Genomic DNA, 16942 nt, shown 5'->3' with positions numbered 1-16942 from the left:
GTTAATGTGACATCGCCGACAGCATGCTGACCCGTACGCTGGTAGCGGCCCGCACCCGCCTCGTGCGGATCTGCACCGAGCTGTCCAGCCAGGTCCGCGGCCTGATGAAAACCTTTGGCCTGATCGTGCCTGGCGGGAAAGGCGCCACGTTCTCAACCAACGTACGCACGCTCCTCGAGGGTGATGAGGCCCTGTCGCAGGTCATCCTGCCGATCCTGAGCGCGTGGCAGAGCCTCCGCAGCCAAGCCGCCGATCTCAGCCGGCAGCTGATTGCGGCAGCCCGTCAGAGCCCGTCCAGTCAACTGCTGATGTCGATCCCTGGGGTCGGCGCGGTGACCGCGACCTCGTTTGTGGCCGCCATCGAAGACCCGGAGAACTTTAGGAAGTCCCGCTCTGTGGGAGCCTGGCTCGGGCTCAAGACGCGCCGCTATCAATCGGGAGAGGTAGACTACGACGGCCACATCTCGCGGCGCGGTGATGCCCATGTGCGGGGCCTACTGTACGAGGCTGCGACCGTGATGCTCACGCGCACCCATGCAGAATGTGGCCTGCGCGCCTGGGGGCTCCGGCTCAAGGGCAAGCTTGGCTTCAAGCGGGCGGCCGTGGCGGTAGCAAGGAAACTCGCTGTCATCATGCACGCGATGCTGGTGTAGGGTCAGCGCTTCGATCGCTCGGCTGGGCTGGTGTCCGCTAACGGATAACCCGATACCCTCCTGCTGAACCAGATTGGTCCGGCCACCGTTCGCATCCGCCCTGGATGCACTGAGACGTCCCGGCAGGGACGTGGGCAAGATGATTCCGCCTGATGGAGTGCACCTGCGCATTGATGAGCGGAGTGCGTCGTCTACATTGGAACATCCAGCCTGCGAAAGCCCATCATGCGGCGGCTGATGCCGACCGCGAAGACGACCCTGCCCCCGTCATACTCTCACATGGCACGCCAAAGGACCGGCCGCGATCGGGACTGTCCGCAAGGCTCTCTCTCTCGGCTCAAATCATGGGCCCGAGCGAGTGAGCTGTTGAGAAAAAGCTTGCAAAGTGCCCCGCGATTAGACGACCCCATCAGGACCTACAGACCCCGTCCCACTCCACTGCCGTAATATCTCCACCGATAAAAGACTTCGTTTTAGCGATCTCCCAATCTCAGATGACAGCCTCGATCAGGAAGGGCCCACGCCGCGCCATCGCGCCCTTCAACAGTTCAGTGAACTCTCTGACCGTCGTGGCCCGCGCGGCCTCGACGCCCATGCCCTTCGCCATGCTGACCCAGTCCAGTGCAGGATCGTCGATATTGAGCATCCGCTGAGCGTTGCGCCCGAACTCCGTCGCTCCGACGGCCCGCATCTCGCCCTGAAGAATGGCGTATTTCCGGTTTGCGAAGACGATGGTGACGATGTCTAGGTTTTCGCGCGCCTGCGTCCACAGCGCCTGCACCGTATACATGCCGCTGCCGTCCGCCTGCAGGCCGACGACCTTGCGGTCGGGGCAGGCAACCGCTGCCCCAACCGCAAGGGGGATGCCGATGCCGATGGCCCCCCCGGTGAGAGACAGGAAATCATGTGGGGCCGAGCGATGGGACAGCCCGAAGAAGCGGCGGGCTGAAGTGAGCGACTCGTTGCAGACTATCGCCCCCTCCGGCAGCATCTGTGCGACGGCGATCGCGATTGCGTCCTCCGTCAGATCCCCGTCAGGCAGCGCCTCCCATTCGGTGCTCGGCTGCGAGACAGTGACGGGCGCATCCGGTTTGACGCCAAGCTCGAAGGCCAGCCACGAAAGCACCTCCTTCAAGTTGCTTGCCCGCGTCGCCAGCTCGACCACCTCGCAATGGTCCGGGATCAGGCGTCCCGGCTTGCCGGGATAGGCGAAGAAGGCGACCGGAACCTGCGCGCCGATCATGACGACGCACTCGATGTCCTTCAGCGCTTCGAGCGCCATATCGACCGGATAGGGCACCGTGCCGATTGGAACACGGCCGACTCCCCGCTGGATACGCCCGTTGGACATCTGCGCGATGAGGCGCACGCCCGCAGCATCGGCGATACGGGCCGCCATCTCCAGAGCGTCTGCCCGCAGCGCCTTTCCGCTCAGGAGAAGCGCCGTGCGGCGCCTGGAACGGATCGCCTCCACGGCTTTCCGCATGGTGCCTGCCTCGATGGGAACCGGGAGAGGCAGTGCCGTCCGCGCCAAGGGTGTATCCGGGATCTCGCCCCAAGCCGCATCCGCCGGCAGGATGAGCGTCGCCACACCGGGCAGCGACATGGCCGCCTCATATGCGGCCGCGGTATCGCGGCCCACATCCTCTGCCTTCTCGATGCGGTGCACCCACTGCGACATGGGGCGGGCCAGGCTCTCGATATCGCTGGTCAGCGGCGCGTCGTGCCGGATGTGGTAGGTCGCGTGTTCCCCGACCACGTTGATCATCGGCGTCGAGGCGCGCCGGGCGTTGTGGAGATTGGCGAGCCCATTGGCGAGACCCGGACCGAGATGGAGAAGCGTGGCCGCAGGCTTGTCGGCCATGCGCGCATAGCCGTCCGCGGCGGCCGTCACGACCCCCTCGAACAGGCCGAGCACGCAGCGCATGCGCGGCTTACGGTCGAGAGCCGCGACGAAGTGCATCTCGGATGTCCCGGGATTGGCGAAGCAGACATCGATATCGTTTGCGAGAAGCTCGTCGCAAAGGCGGTCGGCACCATTCATGATTCGAGCGTTCCTTGAAGGTCTCTTGGTTACGCGCTGGCCGTGGCCAGTGCCGCCTTGTGGCGGGCATAGAGCGCTAGCCGCTCCTGCAGGCGCGGGTGGATGCCCTCTCCGTTTCGGAAGCGGTCGAAGGCCGGAACGCTCTCGGCGAAGTGGCAGGCCGCCCGGTGGCCAACGCCGATTTCTCGAAGGGCCGGAACCTCGGAACGGCAGCGCTCCTGTGCCAAAGGGCACCGGGTATGGAACCGGCATCCGGATGGCGGATTGAGCGGGCTCGGGAGATCGCCGCCCAGGCTCTTCATCGCCGTGCGGCGGGACGGATCAGGCTCTGGCGCAGCTGCCAGCAGGGCCTGCGTATAGGGGTGTCGGGGGTTGTCGTAGAGGCTCTTCTTGTCGGCGATCTCAACGATCTGTCCAAGATACATCACGGCAACACGGTCGGAGACATGTTTCACGACCGCAAGACCGTGAGAGATGAAGAGATAGGTGAGACCGAACTCCTTCTGGAGATCCTTCAGGAGATTCACGATCTGAGCTTGGATCGACACGTCGAGAGCCGAAACCGGCTCGTCGCAGACCACCAAGCGGGGCGAGACCGACAGCGCCCGCGCGATGCCGATGCGCTGCCGCTGGCCGCCAGAGAACTCGTGTGGATAACGGTCCGCGTGGTAGGGCGCCAGATCGACGAGGCGCAGGAGCTCGCGTACGCGATCCCGGCGTGAAGCCCTGTCACCCACGTTGTGAACCACCATCGGCTCGGCGATGATCTCCTCGACCGTCATGCGTGGGTTGAGGCTCGAATACGGGTCCTGGAAGATGATCTGCATGTCGCGGCGCAGGCGCCGCATGTCCTGCCGGGTGGCTTTGGTGATGTCCTGCCCGTCGTAACGGATCGTTCCGGACGTGGACTCGATCAGTCGCATCGCAAGTCGTGCGGTTGTCGATTTTCCGCACCCGCTTTCGCCGACGACGGCGAGCGTCTCGCCGGACATCAGCTGAAAGCTCACCCCATCGACCGCCCGGACGGTGCCGACCTCCTTCTGGACGATGAGGCCCTTCTTGACCGGGTAGAGCTTGCGGACGTCCTCCAGCTCGAGAAGCGGCTTCGTCATACGTGTTCCTCCAGCGGGGCTTTCCAGCAGGCGACAGCATGCGCATCGGTCAAGGCCGCGAGTGCAGGCTGCTCGACGCGGCATTCACTGCCGACGAAGGGGCAGCGCGGATTGAATCGGCAGCCTGGCGGCAGCCTGAAGGGCGGCGGGACGACGCCGGCGATGGCGACGAGGCGATCCACGTCCTCCTCCATCCGAGGCATGGAACCCATGAGGCCGATCGTGTAGGGGTGCTGCGGATCTTGGAAGATCCGGCTGACCGGCGCGCTCTCCACGACCTTCCCGGCATACATGACGGCCACTTCGTCGGCGACCTGCGCGACGACGCCGAGATCATGGGTAATCAGGATGATCGCCATGCCGGTCTCGGCCTGAAGCTCCCGCAGCAGCTCCAGGATCTGCGCCTGGATCGTGACGTCGAGAGCCGTCGTCGGCTCGTCGGCGATGAGGAGGTCCGGCTTGCAGGTAAGGGCCATCGCGATCATCACGCGTTGGCGCATGCCGCCTGAGAGCTGGTGCGGATACTCGTCGAACCGTCGCTCGGGAGACGGGATCCGTACCTTACGAAGGGCTTCGATCGCCTCCTCCTTCAGGCGCGCTGCCGCCTCCTTGCGGTGCGCTCGCAGCGCCTCGACGATCTGGAACCCGACGGTATGAACCGGATTGAGGCTCGTCATCGGCTCCTGGAAGATCATCGAGATGCGGTTTCCGCGCAGGTCGCGCATCCTTGCCGGCGGAAGCTTCGTCAGATCCGTTCCGCGGAACATCACCTGCCCCTCGGCGATTCGTCCAGGCGGCGGGACTAGGCCCATCACGGAGAGAGACAGCATGCTCTTGCCGCTGCCGCTCTCGCCGACGATGCCGAGCGTCGTGCCCCTTTTGACGGACAGCGAGATGCCGTCCACAGCGCGGATCGCTCCGTTTCGGGTATTGAAGGCCGTGACAAGACCGCGGATGTCAAGGATGGTTTCGGACATGCCGTCTCCGTTACGCGAGCGGGAAGGTCAGCGGCGAATAGGCGCTGACCGGGCGGTTGGCATAATCACGGGACGGAGCAAGCTCCTCCGTCCGCCTCTGCGCGTCACTCAGGCGCAGAGCGGCCCCCTCGTAATCGAAGGTCAGCACTCTGCCGCCCTCGACGACCCGGCGGCCGTCGACGAACACCGTATCGACCGCACGTTCGGCCGCCGCGTAGACGAGGCTCCGGACCGGATCTCGTACCGGCTGCATCATGGGATGCGTGACGTCGACCAGCACCAGATCGGCCTTGCAGCCCGGCGCCACGCGGCCGATGTCGTTGCGCAGCAGGGCTCGTGCGCCGCCCATCGTCGCAGCCTCGAACAGGTCGGTGGTCGTGAGGGTTCGGGGGCTTTCCGCCATGAGCCTGGCCACATAGGCCACGTGACGCATCTCCTCGAGCATGTTGTGCGGATACGTGTCGGTTCCGAGCCCGACATTGACTCCCGCCCGGCGATAGCGGCCGAAATCCTTTAACGCGATCCCGCGCCTCATGAATACCGTCGGGCAGTGAGCCACCGAGGTCCCTGACTCAGCCAGAATGGTGAGGTCCTTCCGGCTGTGCCAGCCGGTGCGCGAATAGTCGTCGAGAAAGATGCCATGGCCGATGATGCTGGTGTCGCCCAGTACGCCGAGGCTTTCGAGCCATTGGACCGGACTCAGTCCATGGCGACGGGTGATCTCATGGAACTCGACTGTGGACTGCGCAGCATGGATCTGCCACGGCAGCCCCCGTCGCTTCGCCTCGGCGTGACTGTCGCGGATCAGGTCGGGCGTGCAGGTATCGATCTGGGACGGGCTGACCATTCCGGAAAGGCGGCCGCTCGGATGGGCCTGTGCCTTCTCGATCAGGTCGAAGGCCTGCTCCATCGCCTTTTCGCCAGCTTTCTCATCCCACTTGTACTCCACCATGTGGCCGTTGCGGGTGCCCCAACTGGCAGAGCGGAACATGGGCGACATGCAGACGCGCAAGCCGCTTTGGGCTGCAAGGTCGAACCAATCAGGGTGGGCGCCGGACATGTCGGTCAGGGTCGTCACGCCCGACAGAAGAAGCTCCGAATAGGCGACCCGCACGCAATCGGCAACCGCTTCCGGCTCCGGGCGAAGGATCGTCATGTACTCGTAGAGCGACGAGTTGTAGAGCGCAGGCGAGCCGAGCTCATCCAGGAATCCCTTGTTCAGGGGCTCGCTTGCGGGGTGGGAGTGAATATTGACGAGGCCGGGCATTACCATGCGCCCGGCGCCGTCGATGGTTTCGTCGGCGGGGCCTCCTTGATAGCCACGGCCGACGAAAATGATCTCACCGTTCTCGAAAGCGACATCGCCTTCTTGGATGTAGGTATGCCTGTTATGTTCGGCGTCCCATCCAACAACGAAGGACGCATTCTTGATTACGGTGACGGTCATGGATGTCGCTCCGGTTCTCGCGCTCAGCGTTTCAGCTTGATGTCGAGACCCTTGTAGAGCCCTGCTCCATAAACCCCGTGAGGCCGGGCCCCTTCGACACGTTCGCCAGTGACCAGCCACATCGGCTCGGACACCAGCGGCACCCAGACGCTAGCCTCGGTGAGCTGCTGCTGAACGGCGGCATTGGCGGCCTTGCGCGTCGCATCGTCCGTCGCGGTCGTGGCGGTGGCAAGAAGCTGATCAGTCTTCTCGTTCTTCCAGTTCATCCGGTTCGGCGTCGGCGTCTGCGTGCTGCGGAAATAGAGATTCAGAGCCTCGTTCGCCGTCACGTAGGGATACGACATGTAGAAGGCGTCAAATTCCTGCGTCGCGAGCTTGCCCCAGCCGACCGTAGCGTCCCAGAGCTGGATCTTCATGTCGATGCCGATCTTGCGCAGATCCGCCTGCATGGCCTCGGAGACGCGTGGATTGACGGCATTTCGCAGCCCGTAGACGGTGAACGTCGCCTTCTGGCCATCCTTCTCGCGAACTCCGTCGGATCCGACCTTCCAGCCCGCCTCGTCGAGGAGCTTCGCGGCTGCGGTAGGATCGAACTTCGGCATCATGGACGCGGACTTCGGGTCGAAGTCCAGAACGGTCGGGTTCAGAAGCGACTGCATCGGCGCGCCCTTCCCGAAATACACGGCCTTGGCGATGGCATCCTTGTTCGTCGCCATGTTCACGGCCCGGCGGATTGCCTCGTCCTTCACCACGGGCTTGTCCACCTTGAAGCCCATGAAGGCGTCATAGATGTAGTTCTTCTGCTGCTGCACCTTCATGCCGGGCACGCGAGAGATCCTGTCGATGGCGATGTAGGGCATGTAGTAGGTCGCATCCGCTTGCTTGGCCTGCATGGCGGCCATCAGCGTATTCTGCTCGGGGATGACCCGCCATACGATCTGCTCGACCTGCGGCTTCGGATCCTTGTAGATCTCCGGCCCCCATGTGTAGTGGGGGTTCTTCTTCATCACGAAGTCCTGGCGCGGCGTCCAGCTGACCCAGCAATAGGGACCGGTTGCATTGAAGCCCTGCACGCCGAAGTTCTCGCCGAGCTTCTCCACGCTCGCCTTGTCGACAACGGATGCGAAGGAAAGGCCAAGCTGGAACAGCAGGTCGGCGTAGGGCTCCTTCAGCTCATAGACAACGGTGTAGTCGTCGGTGGCTTTGATGTCCTTGACCGGGCCGCCGCGGAAGGAGACCGGCGACTTGGAAGCGGGATCGGTCCAGCGCTTGAGGGAGAAGATGACATCTTCTGCCTTCATCGGGCGGCCGTCGCAGAACTTCACATCCTCACGGAGCTTGAAGGTATAGGTCTTTCCGTCTTCGGAGACCTCCCATGATTTCGCTAGGAGCGGCTTGATGGTCTGCATGTCGAAGTCGATGCTGACCAACGTATCGGCAAGCATGTAGACGATCTCCGCCGCGGCCGTCGCCGTGGAGCGGATGGGGTCGTATCTGTCCGCGTCGATCACGCGCAGGATCGTGAGCGCATTGGTTTGCTGGGCCACGGCTGGCATGGAGCCGACCGTCAGAGCGGCAGCGCCGGCGATAAGCATGGACTTCAAGGCTTTAGACATTCTCTGGTTCTCCTCTGGTCGTTTATTTGTTGAGCTTCGGGTCAAGTGCGTCCCGAAGCGCATCACCAAGAACATTGAACGCAAGCACGATGATGAAGATGAGCAGACTCGGCAGGACCGAGACATGCGGCGCGAAGAACAGGAAGTTTCGTCCATCCGCCGCCATGGCGCCGAGTTCCGCAGTCGGCGGCTGCGCACCCAGTCCGATGAACGACAGCGCGGCTCCGAGCAGGATGACCTGACCGAAGCGCAGCGTGACGAACACGAAGATCGCCGAGAGGCAGTTCGGCAGGAGGTGCTTGAGGATGAGGCGCCTGTCGCTCATGCCGAGGGCGCGAGCACCCTCGATGTAGTCCTGCTGCATAACGACGATTGCGGCGCCGCGAACCACACGGGCCATTAGCGGCACCGTCGCGATGGACAATGCGATGATGACGGCCGTAAGGCCCGGCCCGAAGATCGCCGCGATGGCGAGCCCGAAGAGAATGGCCGGGAAGGACAGCAGCACGTCCATCAGGCGCATCAGGAGGCCTGAGAGGCGCGAATAATAGGCGGCAGCGAAGCCGATGACGGCCCCGATGCCGCAGCCGATGAACACCGCCGCAAACCCGATCATGAGCGTCGTTCGCAGGCCATAGAGCAAACGGGTGATCATGTCGCGCCCCTGGCCGTCGGTTCCAAGCAGGGCAAGCTCGCCCGGCGGCTGCAGCGTGAGCGCGAGGTCGCCGCCATAGGGATCGCCCGGTGCCAGCCACGGCGCGAAAAGCGCCGCGAGCAGGATGGTGACCACCGTCATCAGAGCCACGCATGCACTCGGCTCGCGCAGCAGAAGAAGGAGGACCGACGGGCGCCGGACGATCCGGTCGGCCTCGGGCTGCTGCACGCCTACGGGACTTTGTGGGATCACGACGCCATCGCTCATGCGCCCCTCACTCTCGGATCAAGCACTGCGTAAAGGACGTCCACGGCCAGGTTCACAAGAATGAAGCCGAGCGAAAGGACGATGATGGTCCCCTGTGCCATCGGCAGGTCGCTGGATAGGATCGCTCCCACGGCCAGGCGGCCTATCCCCGGCCAGCTGAATACGGTTTCCGTCACCACCGCGCCGCCGAGCAGGAAGCCGATCTGAAGGCCGATGAGAGTCACCACCGGCACGAGGGCATTGCGCAGGGCATGACGGGTTACCACGGTGCGTTCCGGCAGGCCCTTGGCCCGAGCGGTGCGGACGTGATCCGCCCCCAGCACGTCGAGAACGGAGGAACGCGTCATGCGGGCCACCGGCCCCACGAAGACGCCGCCGAGGGTGATGGCCGGCATGATCACCGCCTTGAACCCTTCCCAGGTCCAGATCGGCCCGGGCCGCCCGGTGAAGGGCAGGATCTGGTACTGGAAGCCGAGGAACCAGATCAGGATGAGGCCCAGGAAGAAGACCGGAATCGAGACGCCTGCCACGGAGGCCGCCATGATGATCCGGTCGAGGAACGTGCCCCGATAGTAAGCTCCGACCGTTCCCATGACGATGCCGAGCGGGATGGCCCAAATCAGCGAGGCGAGCATCAGCTCAAGGGTCGGGCCGATGGTCGCGCCGAGTTCCTGCGTGACGGGAACGTTGTTGATGATCGATACGCCTAGGTCGCCCTGAAGCAGACGTCCCATATAGATGAAGAACTGTTTCCAGAGCGGCTCGTTGAGTCCGAGTTCCTGACGGATGGCCTCGATCACTTCCATGCTTGCCGTCGGACCCGCCCGGACGATGGCCGGGTCCGTCGGCACCACCTGCATGAGGAAGAAGCCGAGGAGAAGGACCCCGAAGAGAACGGGCACCGCGAGGAGCAATCGCTCGAGCATATGGCGCAGCATGTAAGGCCGTCCTATTCTGCGGCGGTGGCGAGTTGACCCTCACGGTCGTAGACCACCTCTCCGGCCAGGATGGTCATGTCGCACCGCACATCCTTCTCGACCGTTGCCGGATCGATTGAGAAGATGTCATGCGACAGGATGGCGATGTCGGCGAGCTGCCCCGGGATCAGCCGCCCTACATTCTCTTCCGCGAATTGCGTGTAGGCGCCGCAGTAGGTGTAGGCGTGGACGGCCTCCTCCATCGTCAGTTTTTCGCTGCCGCCGATCTCCGTGTGACGCTTCGTCTGGCGCGTCACCATGGTGAAGAGGTTCTGGAAAGGATTGGTGGCGCAGACCGGCGCGTCCGAGCTCGCGGCAGGATGGAGGCCGGCATCGAGCCACTTCTTCATGGGATAGGCGGCGCTTGCACGCGCTTCGCCCAGATTGTGCACGTAGAGATCGCCGAACTCGTACATGAAGAGAGGCTGGGGCACGGGCTCGATCCCCGCTGCCGCCATGCGGGCCAGCTGTCCGTCCGAGAGAAAGCCGCAATGTTCGATCCGGTGGCGCCGTCCGGCGATGGGCTGCTCCGGCGTTCCCGCCTTTTCGATGCCGGTGAGAACCTGCTCGATCGCCGCGTCGCCGATCGCATGGATCGCGAGCTGGTATCCGAGCTTGTGGTAATGGGCGAGATAGCCGTGCATCTCGGCATCGGTATAGCAGAAGATGCCCCGGTTCTCCGGATCTCCGACGACATACGGCTCGCTCATGGCGGCGGTCAGCCCGCCGGCGCTGCCGTCGCCGAAGACCTTCATGGCGCCGTAGCGCAGGAGGCCGACCTCGCGGCCGAAGCAGTAGCCGGCCGCATGAGCCTCGTCGCCGATGCCGTCCGCATTGCCGTAGATGCAGACCCATGTGCGCACGGGCAGCCGTCCGTCGCGAGCCGCATCTTCGTAGGCTGCAAGCTCGTCCATTCCGGCCGCCATGCCGACGGCGGCGTCCATCACGCTCGTGAATCCCTGCGAGAGCATGTAGTCCCCTGCCCGCTCCGCAGCAGCGACCAACTCTTCCTTCGATGGTTTCGGCATCGCATTTACGACGAGGCGCAGGGCAAGCTCGGCCAGGAGACCGGTGAGCTTGTTGTCGCGGCGCTCGATCAGCCCGCCATCGGGGCTCGGTGTGTTGTGACCGATCCCGGTCTCGCGCATCGCCAGCGTATTGATGACGCCCACATGCCCGCAGGTACGCTTGATGTAGACCGGGTTGTTCGGCGCGACGCGGTCAAGCTCTTCGGCCGTGGGATGACGGCCTTCGGCCAGCTCGTTGTGGTCATATCCGCGACCTGTGATCCACGCGCCCGGAGGCTTCGACTTCGCCGCCTCGCCGATCCGACGCAGAAGCTCGTCCATGCTCGTCACGCCCTCTTCAGGGCGGAGGTTCACCTCCAGCATGCCGAGCCCGAGTGGGATAAGATGCATGTGCGCGTCGTTGAGACCGGGAAGGGCCACGCGTCCGCCGAGATCGATCATCCGGGTCGAGGGGCCACAAAGGGCTTCCACATCCGCCGCGCTGCCCGCAGCGAGGATTCGGTCGCCCCCGATGGCGAGCGCTTCGACGAATCCCTCTCTGAGGCCAGAGAAGATCTTGCCTCCAGAGATGATCGCATCAGCCTTCTGCATTGTCCCTCTCCCGTGTCGCCGATCCTCCTGTGGCGGAGCATCCGTGCGCTGATCGTATTCCGTTGCCGATGAAGCGATGGGTTGGCGCCTGCCGCGTGTGGCACACGCCGAACCCGAAACTCAGATTGCCTGTGTGCAAAGTCTCAGCGGGGCAGAACCATGGTGCGCTGCATAAGCGGTCGACAATGGCATGCCTATTTCGAGGTCAGGGACTCGCCCGATCATGAAGCCCATTGAAATCTTCCCGCCATTTTGGATCATTATGTTCCCTAACGATAGGTTTGCTCAAGATTCTGAGCATGGCAATCAACCTAGGGTGGTAAGACCGGGCACAGGTGGCGATTTTTTGCTCAAGAGCGATATGGAAAATTTGCCAGATGCTTGCGGAGGAGGCATCCAGACGTTGGCAAGGGGTCCGGTTGCCGGTGTATAGAATTCTAAGCACTGCGAGCCTTATCCGCAGGTGCACCCTCGCATCGCAGCCCAGGAGCTGATATGCATGACCGCGGTTCTCGACACCTTGCGCGAAGCGCTGGGGACGGAATGCGTCAGAACCGGAGCCGACATTCCCCGGAAGAATTTCGGCGATGCGAGCGGCGCCAGAATGCGTGCACCTCTTGCCCTGGTTTTCCCGCGCTCGACGGAGGAAGTGTCGCGCTGCCTGGAGATCTGCCACGCTCACGGCCAGAGGATCGTCACCCAAGGCGGCATGACCGGATTGGCGGGCGGCGCCAACCCGCAGGAGAGCGAGGTCGCTCTCTCGCTCGAGCGGTTGGTGGGCGTGGAGGAGATCGATCACGACAGCGCCACGTTGACTGCGCTCGCCAGCACGCCTCTCGCCGTCATCCAATCCGCCGCCGAGGAGGCGGGATTTCTGTGCGGAATCGATCTCGGCGCACGCGGCACGTGCACCATCGGCGGCAACGTGGCAACGTGGCAACAAATGCGGACGGCAATCAGGTCCTGCGTTATGGGATGACACGCCGGAACGTGTTGGGCCTCGAGGCCGTGCTGCCCGATGGGCGCGTGCTCCGCTCGCTCAACAAGATGATGAAGAACAACGCCGGCTACGATTGGATGCAGCTGTTCATCAGCAGCGAAGGCACGTTTGGCGTCGTCACCCGCGTCGTCCTTGCGCTGCACCCGCGCCCGCAAGGGCTCGCATCAGCGCTCTGCGCGGTCGGAAGTTTCGCAGACGGGCTCGCAGTGCTGCGTCGGCTTGACAGCCGCTTTCTCGGTCGCCTCCTCGTGTTCGAGGCCATGTGGCGCGAGTATATGGATGTCGCCATCGACCGCTCGGGCCTCACGCAGCCCTTCGCCGACCTGCATGAGATCACGCCGTTGATCGAAGCCGCGATGGGGGCGGATCCGGGAGCGGAGGACGCATTCGCTGAAGCTCTTGCGGAGTTCATCGAACAAGGTATCGTCACCGATGCCGCGATCGCGCAGTCGGGCAATGACCGCAGGCGGTTCTGAGCCTATCGCGAGGCCAACTACGAGTTCGACCGCGTTCTCCCGGAAGGCTCCCATTTCGACGTCAGCATCCCCCTCTCCAAGATGGCGGAGGCTGTCGATCTTCTGCGCCTGGGCAGCCGCGCCCGGCGGCCCCACTCCGTGTTGATCGTGTTCGGCCATGTGGCGGACAGCAACATCCACCTCTCCCTGTCCGACGAGAGCTACGACGAGGCCGTCGGCCATGAGATGAACGCAGTCGTCTATGGCGTCGTGTCCGAAGCCGGCGGCACAATCTCGGCCGAGCACGGCATTAGTGTTCTCAAGCGCCTCTATCTCTCCATGAGCCGCACCGGAACTCGACCTGATGAGGACCCTCAAGGACGCGCTCGACCCGAAAGGAATTCTCAATCCCGGCCGCGTCCTCGCGCCCGCGTGAATTGCTTCACCCCGGAATGGAAAGGGCTTCGGGGCGCTTGATCTCGATTTCGATGAACGCGATCGGGTGATCCGATCCGTTCATGACGTCGTGCTCGATACCCGATCTGCGTGAGTAAGCCTGTCCGGCCACGAGGGGCACGTCGGTGACATCGTCCCCGTTATGGATGCGAAGAGTGCCGTCCACCAGCATTACCACGAAATAGGGCCATTCGTGGCGATGCCATCCCGTCACCGCGCCGGGAGCGAAATCCCACCGCGTGATCCGAACGTCGGAATCGTCCTGCTGGACCGTCGGAACGGCCGGAATGGTGCATTCGAAGCTCATGCCCCCTCTCCTTCTTGCTCAGTGTTCATGGCGCTCTGCCCTGTGAGGCTGCCGGTCTTCGTCAACGGTCGGCGCGCACGACCAGAGCATGCAGCAGAACGTTGGCGCCAGGCGCGATTTCCTCCGGCGCAACGAACTCCGCATTGTTGTGGGTGATGCCATCGCGGCACGGGGTGAAGATCATCGCGGTCGGGCAGATGCCTGCGAGGAAGTACGCATCATGCCCGGCCTGGCTGGGCAGATCCCTGTGGGAGTAGCCCAAGGCCCCTGCATGAGCCCTGATCGAGCCGATGAGATCGTTGTCGAAGATCGAGCCGCCCCAGGTCCAGCGATCCATGATCCTTGCATCGCAGCCCGCGCGCCGGCCGGCGGCTTCGATCATGCCGAGGACCTTGTCGGCCATGCTGTCGGCCTTCGCGGGATCGTCATGGCGCACGTCGCAGACCGCCTGGGACCAGTCGGAGAGAATGCCTGCCTTGTTGGGCCAGGCGACAAGCCGCGCCGCCGTGGCCTTTCCGCCGCTCGGCGCGAATTCCCACCCGATATCATCCACGCCGACGAGGAGCCGCGCGGCGGCCAGCAGGGCGTTGCGCCGCTTCTCCATCGGCCATGGCCCCGTATGAGCCGTTTCCCCGCGAAACTCGACGAGGAAGCCATGCGAGCGGTAGGCGTGGGTAACGACGCCGACCTGCACCTTTTCCGTGTCGAGGACTGGTCCCTGCTCGATGTGGAGCTCAAGATAGGCATCCGGGATGCGCCCGCCCGCAGGCACTGACCCGCGATAGGCGATGCGCTGGAGCTCGTCGCCGAATACCGCCCCGTCGTCCGCCTGCCGCTCATACGCCCAGTCCACCGGATAGGCGCCTGCGAAGCAGCCCGAGGCGAGCATGGGCGGAGAAAAGCGCGCGCCCTCCTCGTTCGTCCAGTTCACGATCTCGATCGGTCGCCGGGTCACGTGCCCGAGATCGTTGAGCGTGCGCACCACCTCGAGGGCGCCGAGGACGCCGAGAATCCCGTCGAAGCGTCCGCCGTTGGCCTGCGTGTCGAGATGGCTTCCCACCAGCACCGGCGGAAGATCGTCCTCCCGGCCGGCACGCCGGCCGAAGATGTTGCCGACTTCATCGATGGAAACGGCAAGACCCGCCTCCCGGCACCAGCCCACGAAGAGGTCGCGCATCTCGCGATCCGCATCGCTCAAGGCAAGCCTGGACAAACCGCCTTCCCGCCCGATCCCGATTCCGGCCGAGCGGTCGATATCGGCGAGAAGCCGGCTCAGGTTGATCCGCGCATCCGGAGAGAACGTCATGGGCAGCCTCCCTGGCGGGGAGCCCGCCAATGTTCTGCGGCGTCGATCAGACTGCGGCGGCGAGGGCGGAGCCGACGACCTCGCCGAGCGCCTCCTCCAGGATGTCCAATCCCTCGCGGGCCTGCTCGAACGGGATCGTGAGAGGCGTGAGGATGCGGATGATGTTCGCGTTCACGCCGCAGGAGAGAAGGATCAATCCCTTCTCCTGCGCCCTCGCCGTAAGCGCCGAGGTCAATGCGGCATCCGGCTCGCGGGTGTGACGGTCCTTCACCACCTCGATGGCGATCATGGCGCCGAGATGGCGGACGTCGCCGATGCAGGAGAACTCGTTGCGGCGGGACAGGGCATCGAATCGCTCGCGGAAGAGATCGCCGAGCTCGAGAGCCCGGTCGCACAGCTTCTCGCGCTGGATCACGTTGAGCACCGCGTGGGCGGCGGCGATGCCGATCGGGGAGCCGCCATAGGTTCCGCCCAGGCCGCCGGGCCCGGCGGCATCCATCAATTCCGCGCGTCCGGTCACCGCCGCGAGCGGGAACCCGCCGCCAAGCCCCTTCGCCATGGTGACGAGATCCGGCACGACAGCGGAATGCTCGACTGCGAACATCTTGCCGGTGCGGGCGATTCCCGTCTGGATTTCATCGACGATCAGGAGAATGCCGTGCTGATCGCAGATCGCACGCAAGCCGCGCAGGAACTCCGGAGGCGCGATGTAGAAGCCGCCCTCCCCCTGAACCGGCTCGACGATGAAGGCCGCAACGCGGGTGGGATCCACATCGGACAGAAAGAGGTCCCTTAAGCCGGACAGGGCCCGTTCGACATCGACGCCGTGATAGGTCTTCGGATAGGGCGCGTGGTAGACCTCGGCCGGGAACGGTCCGAAGCCCTTTTTATAGGGAACGACCTTGCCGGTGAGCGCCATGCCCATCATCGTGCGGCCGTGAAAGCCGCCGCTGAAGGCGACGATGGCCGAGCGGCCGGTGGCGGCGCGGGCGATCTTGACCGCGTTCTCCACGGCTTCCGCGCCGGTGGTGACGAGCATCGTCTTCTTCTCGAAGCTGCCGGGCGTCAGCCCGTTCAGCCGCTCGGCGAGGCTGATATAGCTCTCGTAGGGTGCCACATGGAAGCAGGTATGGGTGAAGGCCTCCGTCTGGGCCCGCACCGCCGCCATCACGTCAGGATGGCGATGGCCGGTGTTCAGCACCGCAATACCGGCTGCGAAGTCGATGTAGCGCTTGCCGTTCACGTCCCAGAGTTCGGCATTTTCGGCCCGCGTGACGTAGAGGTCCTTCGTCGCGACGCCGCGGGGTACGGCGGCTTTGTGGCGGGCCCCGAGGGTGGATGTTGCGCTCATCAGGAGACTCCCGGTATTTACTGAGTAGATCGTTGTCTTTGAGCAATCGCAGTTTTGCTTAAAATTTTGAGCATGACAAGATGGGCCGGAGTGACTCGGAGGGTCAATGGAGTTCGACGTTGGAGCGAGATTGAAGGAGATAAGGCTTTCGGCCGGATTGTCGCAGCGCGATCTGGCGATCCGAGCCGGCGTGACACATGGCCTGATCTCCATGATCGAGCAGAACCGGAACAGTCCCTCTGTGGCTTCCCTGAGAAAGATCCTCGGGGGCGTCTCGATGACCATGGCCGACTTCTTCCAGGAGACGACGCGGGAGAAGCACAAGGTCTTCTACGGCCCTGACGAGCTGATAGACCTCACGTCGAGGCTCGGCAGCATCAACGGCAAGAAGAACAAGCGGATGACCCTCCGCCAGGTCGGCAACGCGCGCGAGCATGGCCTCCAGATCCTCCACGAGCGCTACGAGCCCGGCGCCGATACAGGGCCGACCATGCTGGAGCATGCCTCCCACGAGGGCGGCATCGTCATCTCGGGGGAACTCGAGGTCACTGTCGGCGATCAGGTCCAGATCCTGCGCCATGGCGACGCCTATCTCTTCGACAGCCGGATCCCCCACCGTTTCCGCAACATCGGCACCGAGATCTGCGAAGTCGTCAGCGCCTGCACCCCTCCCTATCTCTGATTGGCGCGAATTCGGGCT

15 protein-coding genes and 1 pseudogene are annotated in these 16942 nt (G+C 64.0%); 5 read left to right on the top strand and 11 right to left on the bottom strand.

From position 1 onward, the window contains the following. Positions 1–17: 17 nt before the first annotated feature. A pseudogene (locus JAO75_RS19115) lies at positions 18–653 on the top strand (IS110 family RNA-guided transposase); the annotation flags it as partial. 490 nt (positions 654–1143) lie between these two features. On the opposite strand, the gene JAO75_RS19110 reads toward JAO75_RS19115, so the two are convergent. Genes JAO75_RS19110 through JAO75_RS19075 form a run of 8 tightly spaced genes read right to left on the bottom strand, consistent with a single transcriptional unit; the run spans position 1144 to position 11367 of the window. After that, complete coding sequence (locus JAO75_RS19110) at positions 1144–2697, bottom strand: acetolactate synthase large subunit (protein ID WP_199050736.1); 1554 nt, start codon at positions 2695–2697, stop codon at positions 1144–1146. Between the two features lie 29 nt (positions 2698–2726). Next, the gene (locus JAO75_RS19105; RefSeq protein ID WP_199050735.1) at positions 2727–3809 is read right to left on the bottom strand and encodes an ABC transporter ATP-binding protein; all 1083 of its coding nucleotides are present in this window, start codon (positions 3807–3809) and stop codon (positions 2727–2729) included. After that, the gene (locus JAO75_RS19100; RefSeq protein WP_199050734.1) at positions 3806–4786 is read right to left on the bottom strand and encodes an ABC transporter ATP-binding protein; all 981 of its coding nucleotides are present in this window, start codon (positions 4784–4786) and stop codon (positions 3806–3808) included. Before JAO75_RS19100 ends, JAO75_RS19105 begins: the two co-directional genes overlap by 4 nt. A 10-nt stretch (positions 4787–4796) precedes the next feature. After that, the gene (locus tag JAO75_RS19095; protein ID WP_199050733.1) at positions 4797–6233 is read right to left on the bottom strand and encodes an amidohydrolase family protein; all 1437 of its coding nucleotides are present in this window, start codon (positions 6231–6233) and stop codon (positions 4797–4799) included. Between the two features lie 23 nt (positions 6234–6256). Further along, positions 6257–7849: an ABC transporter substrate-binding protein gene (locus JAO75_RS19090; protein WP_199050732.1), complete on the bottom strand. Its 1593-nt coding sequence runs from the start codon at positions 7847–7849 to the stop codon at positions 6257–6259. A gap of 22 nt (positions 7850–7871) precedes the next feature. Further along, positions 7872–8771, bottom strand: coding sequence for an ABC transporter permease (locus JAO75_RS19085; RefSeq protein WP_199050731.1), 900 nt, complete (start codon positions 8769–8771; stop codon positions 7872–7874). Beyond that, a complete protein-coding gene (locus tag JAO75_RS19080) occupies positions 8768–9709 on the bottom strand; it encodes an ABC transporter permease (protein WP_199050730.1) in 942 nt (313 codons plus the stop codon). Before JAO75_RS19080 ends, JAO75_RS19085 begins: the two co-directional genes overlap by 4 nt. 11 nt (positions 9710–9720) lie before the next feature. Then, positions 9721–11367 (bottom strand): amidohydrolase, encoded by a 1647-nt coding sequence (locus JAO75_RS19075; RefSeq protein ID WP_199050729.1) that lies wholly within the window; start codon positions 11365–11367, stop codon positions 9721–9723. Between the two features lie 499 nt (positions 11368–11866). Here JAO75_RS19075 and JAO75_RS19070 point away from each other — a divergent pair, with 499 nt between their 5' ends. The 3 genes from JAO75_RS19070 to JAO75_RS25500 all read left to right on the top strand — a co-directional run bounded on the left by JAO75_RS19070 (position 11867) and on the right by JAO75_RS25500 (position 13299). Beyond that, positions 11867–12346, top strand: coding sequence for an FAD-binding oxidoreductase (locus JAO75_RS19070; protein ID WP_199050728.1), 480 nt, complete (start codon positions 11867–11869; stop codon positions 12344–12346). Then, a complete protein-coding gene (locus tag JAO75_RS19065) occupies positions 12343–12843 on the top strand; it encodes an FAD-binding oxidoreductase (RefSeq protein WP_246742604.1) in 501 nt (166 codons plus the stop codon). The genes JAO75_RS19070 and JAO75_RS19065 overlap by 4 nt, the downstream gene beginning before the upstream one ends. 81 nt (positions 12844–12924) lie before the next feature. After that, positions 12925–13299 (top strand): FAD-linked oxidase C-terminal domain-containing protein, encoded by a 375-nt coding sequence (locus JAO75_RS25500; protein ID WP_199050726.1) that lies wholly within the window; start codon positions 12925–12927, stop codon positions 13297–13299. Here JAO75_RS25500 and JAO75_RS19055 read toward each other — a convergent pair. From JAO75_RS19055 to gabT, 3 genes are all read right to left on the bottom strand, one after another. Beyond that, positions 13265–13585, bottom strand: a complete 321-nt coding sequence (locus tag JAO75_RS19055; protein WP_199050725.1) for a cupin domain-containing protein — start codon at positions 13583–13585, stop codon at positions 13265–13267. The genes JAO75_RS25500 and JAO75_RS19055 overlap by 35 nt on opposite strands. A 61-nt stretch (positions 13586–13646) precedes the next feature. After that, complete coding sequence (locus JAO75_RS19050; RefSeq protein WP_199050724.1) at positions 13647–14891, bottom strand: Zn-dependent hydrolase; 1245 nt, start codon at positions 14889–14891, stop codon at positions 13647–13649. Between the two features lie 46 nt (positions 14892–14937). After that, positions 14938–16242 (bottom strand): 4-aminobutyrate--2-oxoglutarate transaminase, encoded by a 1305-nt coding sequence (gabT, locus tag JAO75_RS19045; RefSeq protein ID WP_199050723.1) that lies wholly within the window; start codon positions 16240–16242, stop codon positions 14938–14940. A gap of 106 nt (positions 16243–16348) precedes the next feature. Between gabT and JAO75_RS19040 the strand changes: the two genes are divergently transcribed. Beyond that, positions 16349–16924 carry a cupin domain-containing protein gene (locus JAO75_RS19040; protein WP_199050722.1) on the top strand — a complete coding sequence of 192 codons (576 nt, stop codon included), beginning with the start codon at positions 16349–16351 and terminating at the stop codon, positions 16922–16924. Positions 16925–16942: the final 18 nt, after the last annotated feature.

Origin of the sequence: Microvirga splendida (assembly GCF_016427565.1) — a bacterium.
Lineage (GTDB): Bacteria > Pseudomonadota > Alphaproteobacteria > Rhizobiales > Beijerinckiaceae > Microvirga > Microvirga splendida.
Note: the sequence above shows the minus strand (reverse complement) of the source record. Positions and strands in the feature narration are given on the sequence as shown.

Excerpts from the sequence above, each read along its gene's own strand:
- JAO75_RS19110 (WP_199050736.1), bottom strand. The coding sequence starts at position 2,697 with ATGAATGGTGCCGACCGCCTTTGCGACGAGCTTCTCGCAAACGATATC.
- JAO75_RS19105 (WP_199050735.1), bottom strand. The coding sequence starts at position 3,809 with ATGACGAAGCCGCTTCTCGAGCTGGAGGACGTCCGCAAGCTCTACCCG.
- JAO75_RS19100 (WP_199050734.1), bottom strand. The coding sequence starts at position 4,786 with ATGTCCGAAACCATCCTTGACATCCGCGGTCTTGTCACGGCCTTCAAT.
- JAO75_RS19095 (WP_199050733.1), bottom strand. The coding sequence starts at position 6,233 with ATGACCGTCACCGTAATCAAGAATGCGTCCTTCGTTGTTGGATGGGAC.
- JAO75_RS19090 (WP_199050732.1), bottom strand. The coding sequence starts at position 7,849 with ATGTCTAAAGCCTTGAAGTCCATGCTTATCGCCGGCGCTGCCGCTCTG.
- JAO75_RS19085 (WP_199050731.1), bottom strand. The coding sequence starts at position 8,771 with ATGAGCGATGGCGTCGTGATCCCACAAAGTCCCGTAGGCGTGCAGCAG.
- JAO75_RS19080 (WP_199050730.1), bottom strand. The coding sequence starts at position 9,709 with ATGCTGCGCCATATGCTCGAGCGATTGCTCCTCGCGGTGCCCGTTCTC.
- JAO75_RS19075 (WP_199050729.1), bottom strand. The coding sequence starts at position 11,367 with ATGCAGAAGGCTGATGCGATCATCTCTGGAGGCAAGATCTTCTCTGGC.
- JAO75_RS19070 (WP_199050728.1), top strand. The coding sequence starts at position 11,867 with ATGACCGCGGTTCTCGACACCTTGCGCGAAGCGCTGGGGACGGAATGC.
- JAO75_RS19065 (WP_246742604.1), top strand. The coding sequence starts at position 12,343 with ATGACACGCCGGAACGTGTTGGGCCTCGAGGCCGTGCTGCCCGATGGG.
- JAO75_RS25500 (WP_199050726.1), top strand. The coding sequence starts at position 12,925 with ATGGCGGAGGCTGTCGATCTTCTGCGCCTGGGCAGCCGCGCCCGGCGG.
- JAO75_RS19055 (WP_199050725.1), bottom strand. The coding sequence starts at position 13,585 with ATGAGCTTCGAATGCACCATTCCGGCCGTTCCGACGGTCCAGCAGGAC.
- JAO75_RS19050 (WP_199050724.1), bottom strand. The coding sequence starts at position 14,891 with ATGACGTTCTCTCCGGATGCGCGGATCAACCTGAGCCGGCTTCTCGCC.
- gabT (WP_199050723.1), bottom strand. The coding sequence starts at position 16,242 with ATGAGCGCAACATCCACCCTCGGGGCCCGCCACAAAGCCGCCGTACCC.
- JAO75_RS19040 (WP_199050722.1), top strand. The coding sequence starts at position 16,349 with ATGGAGTTCGACGTTGGAGCGAGATTGAAGGAGATAAGGCTTTCGGCC.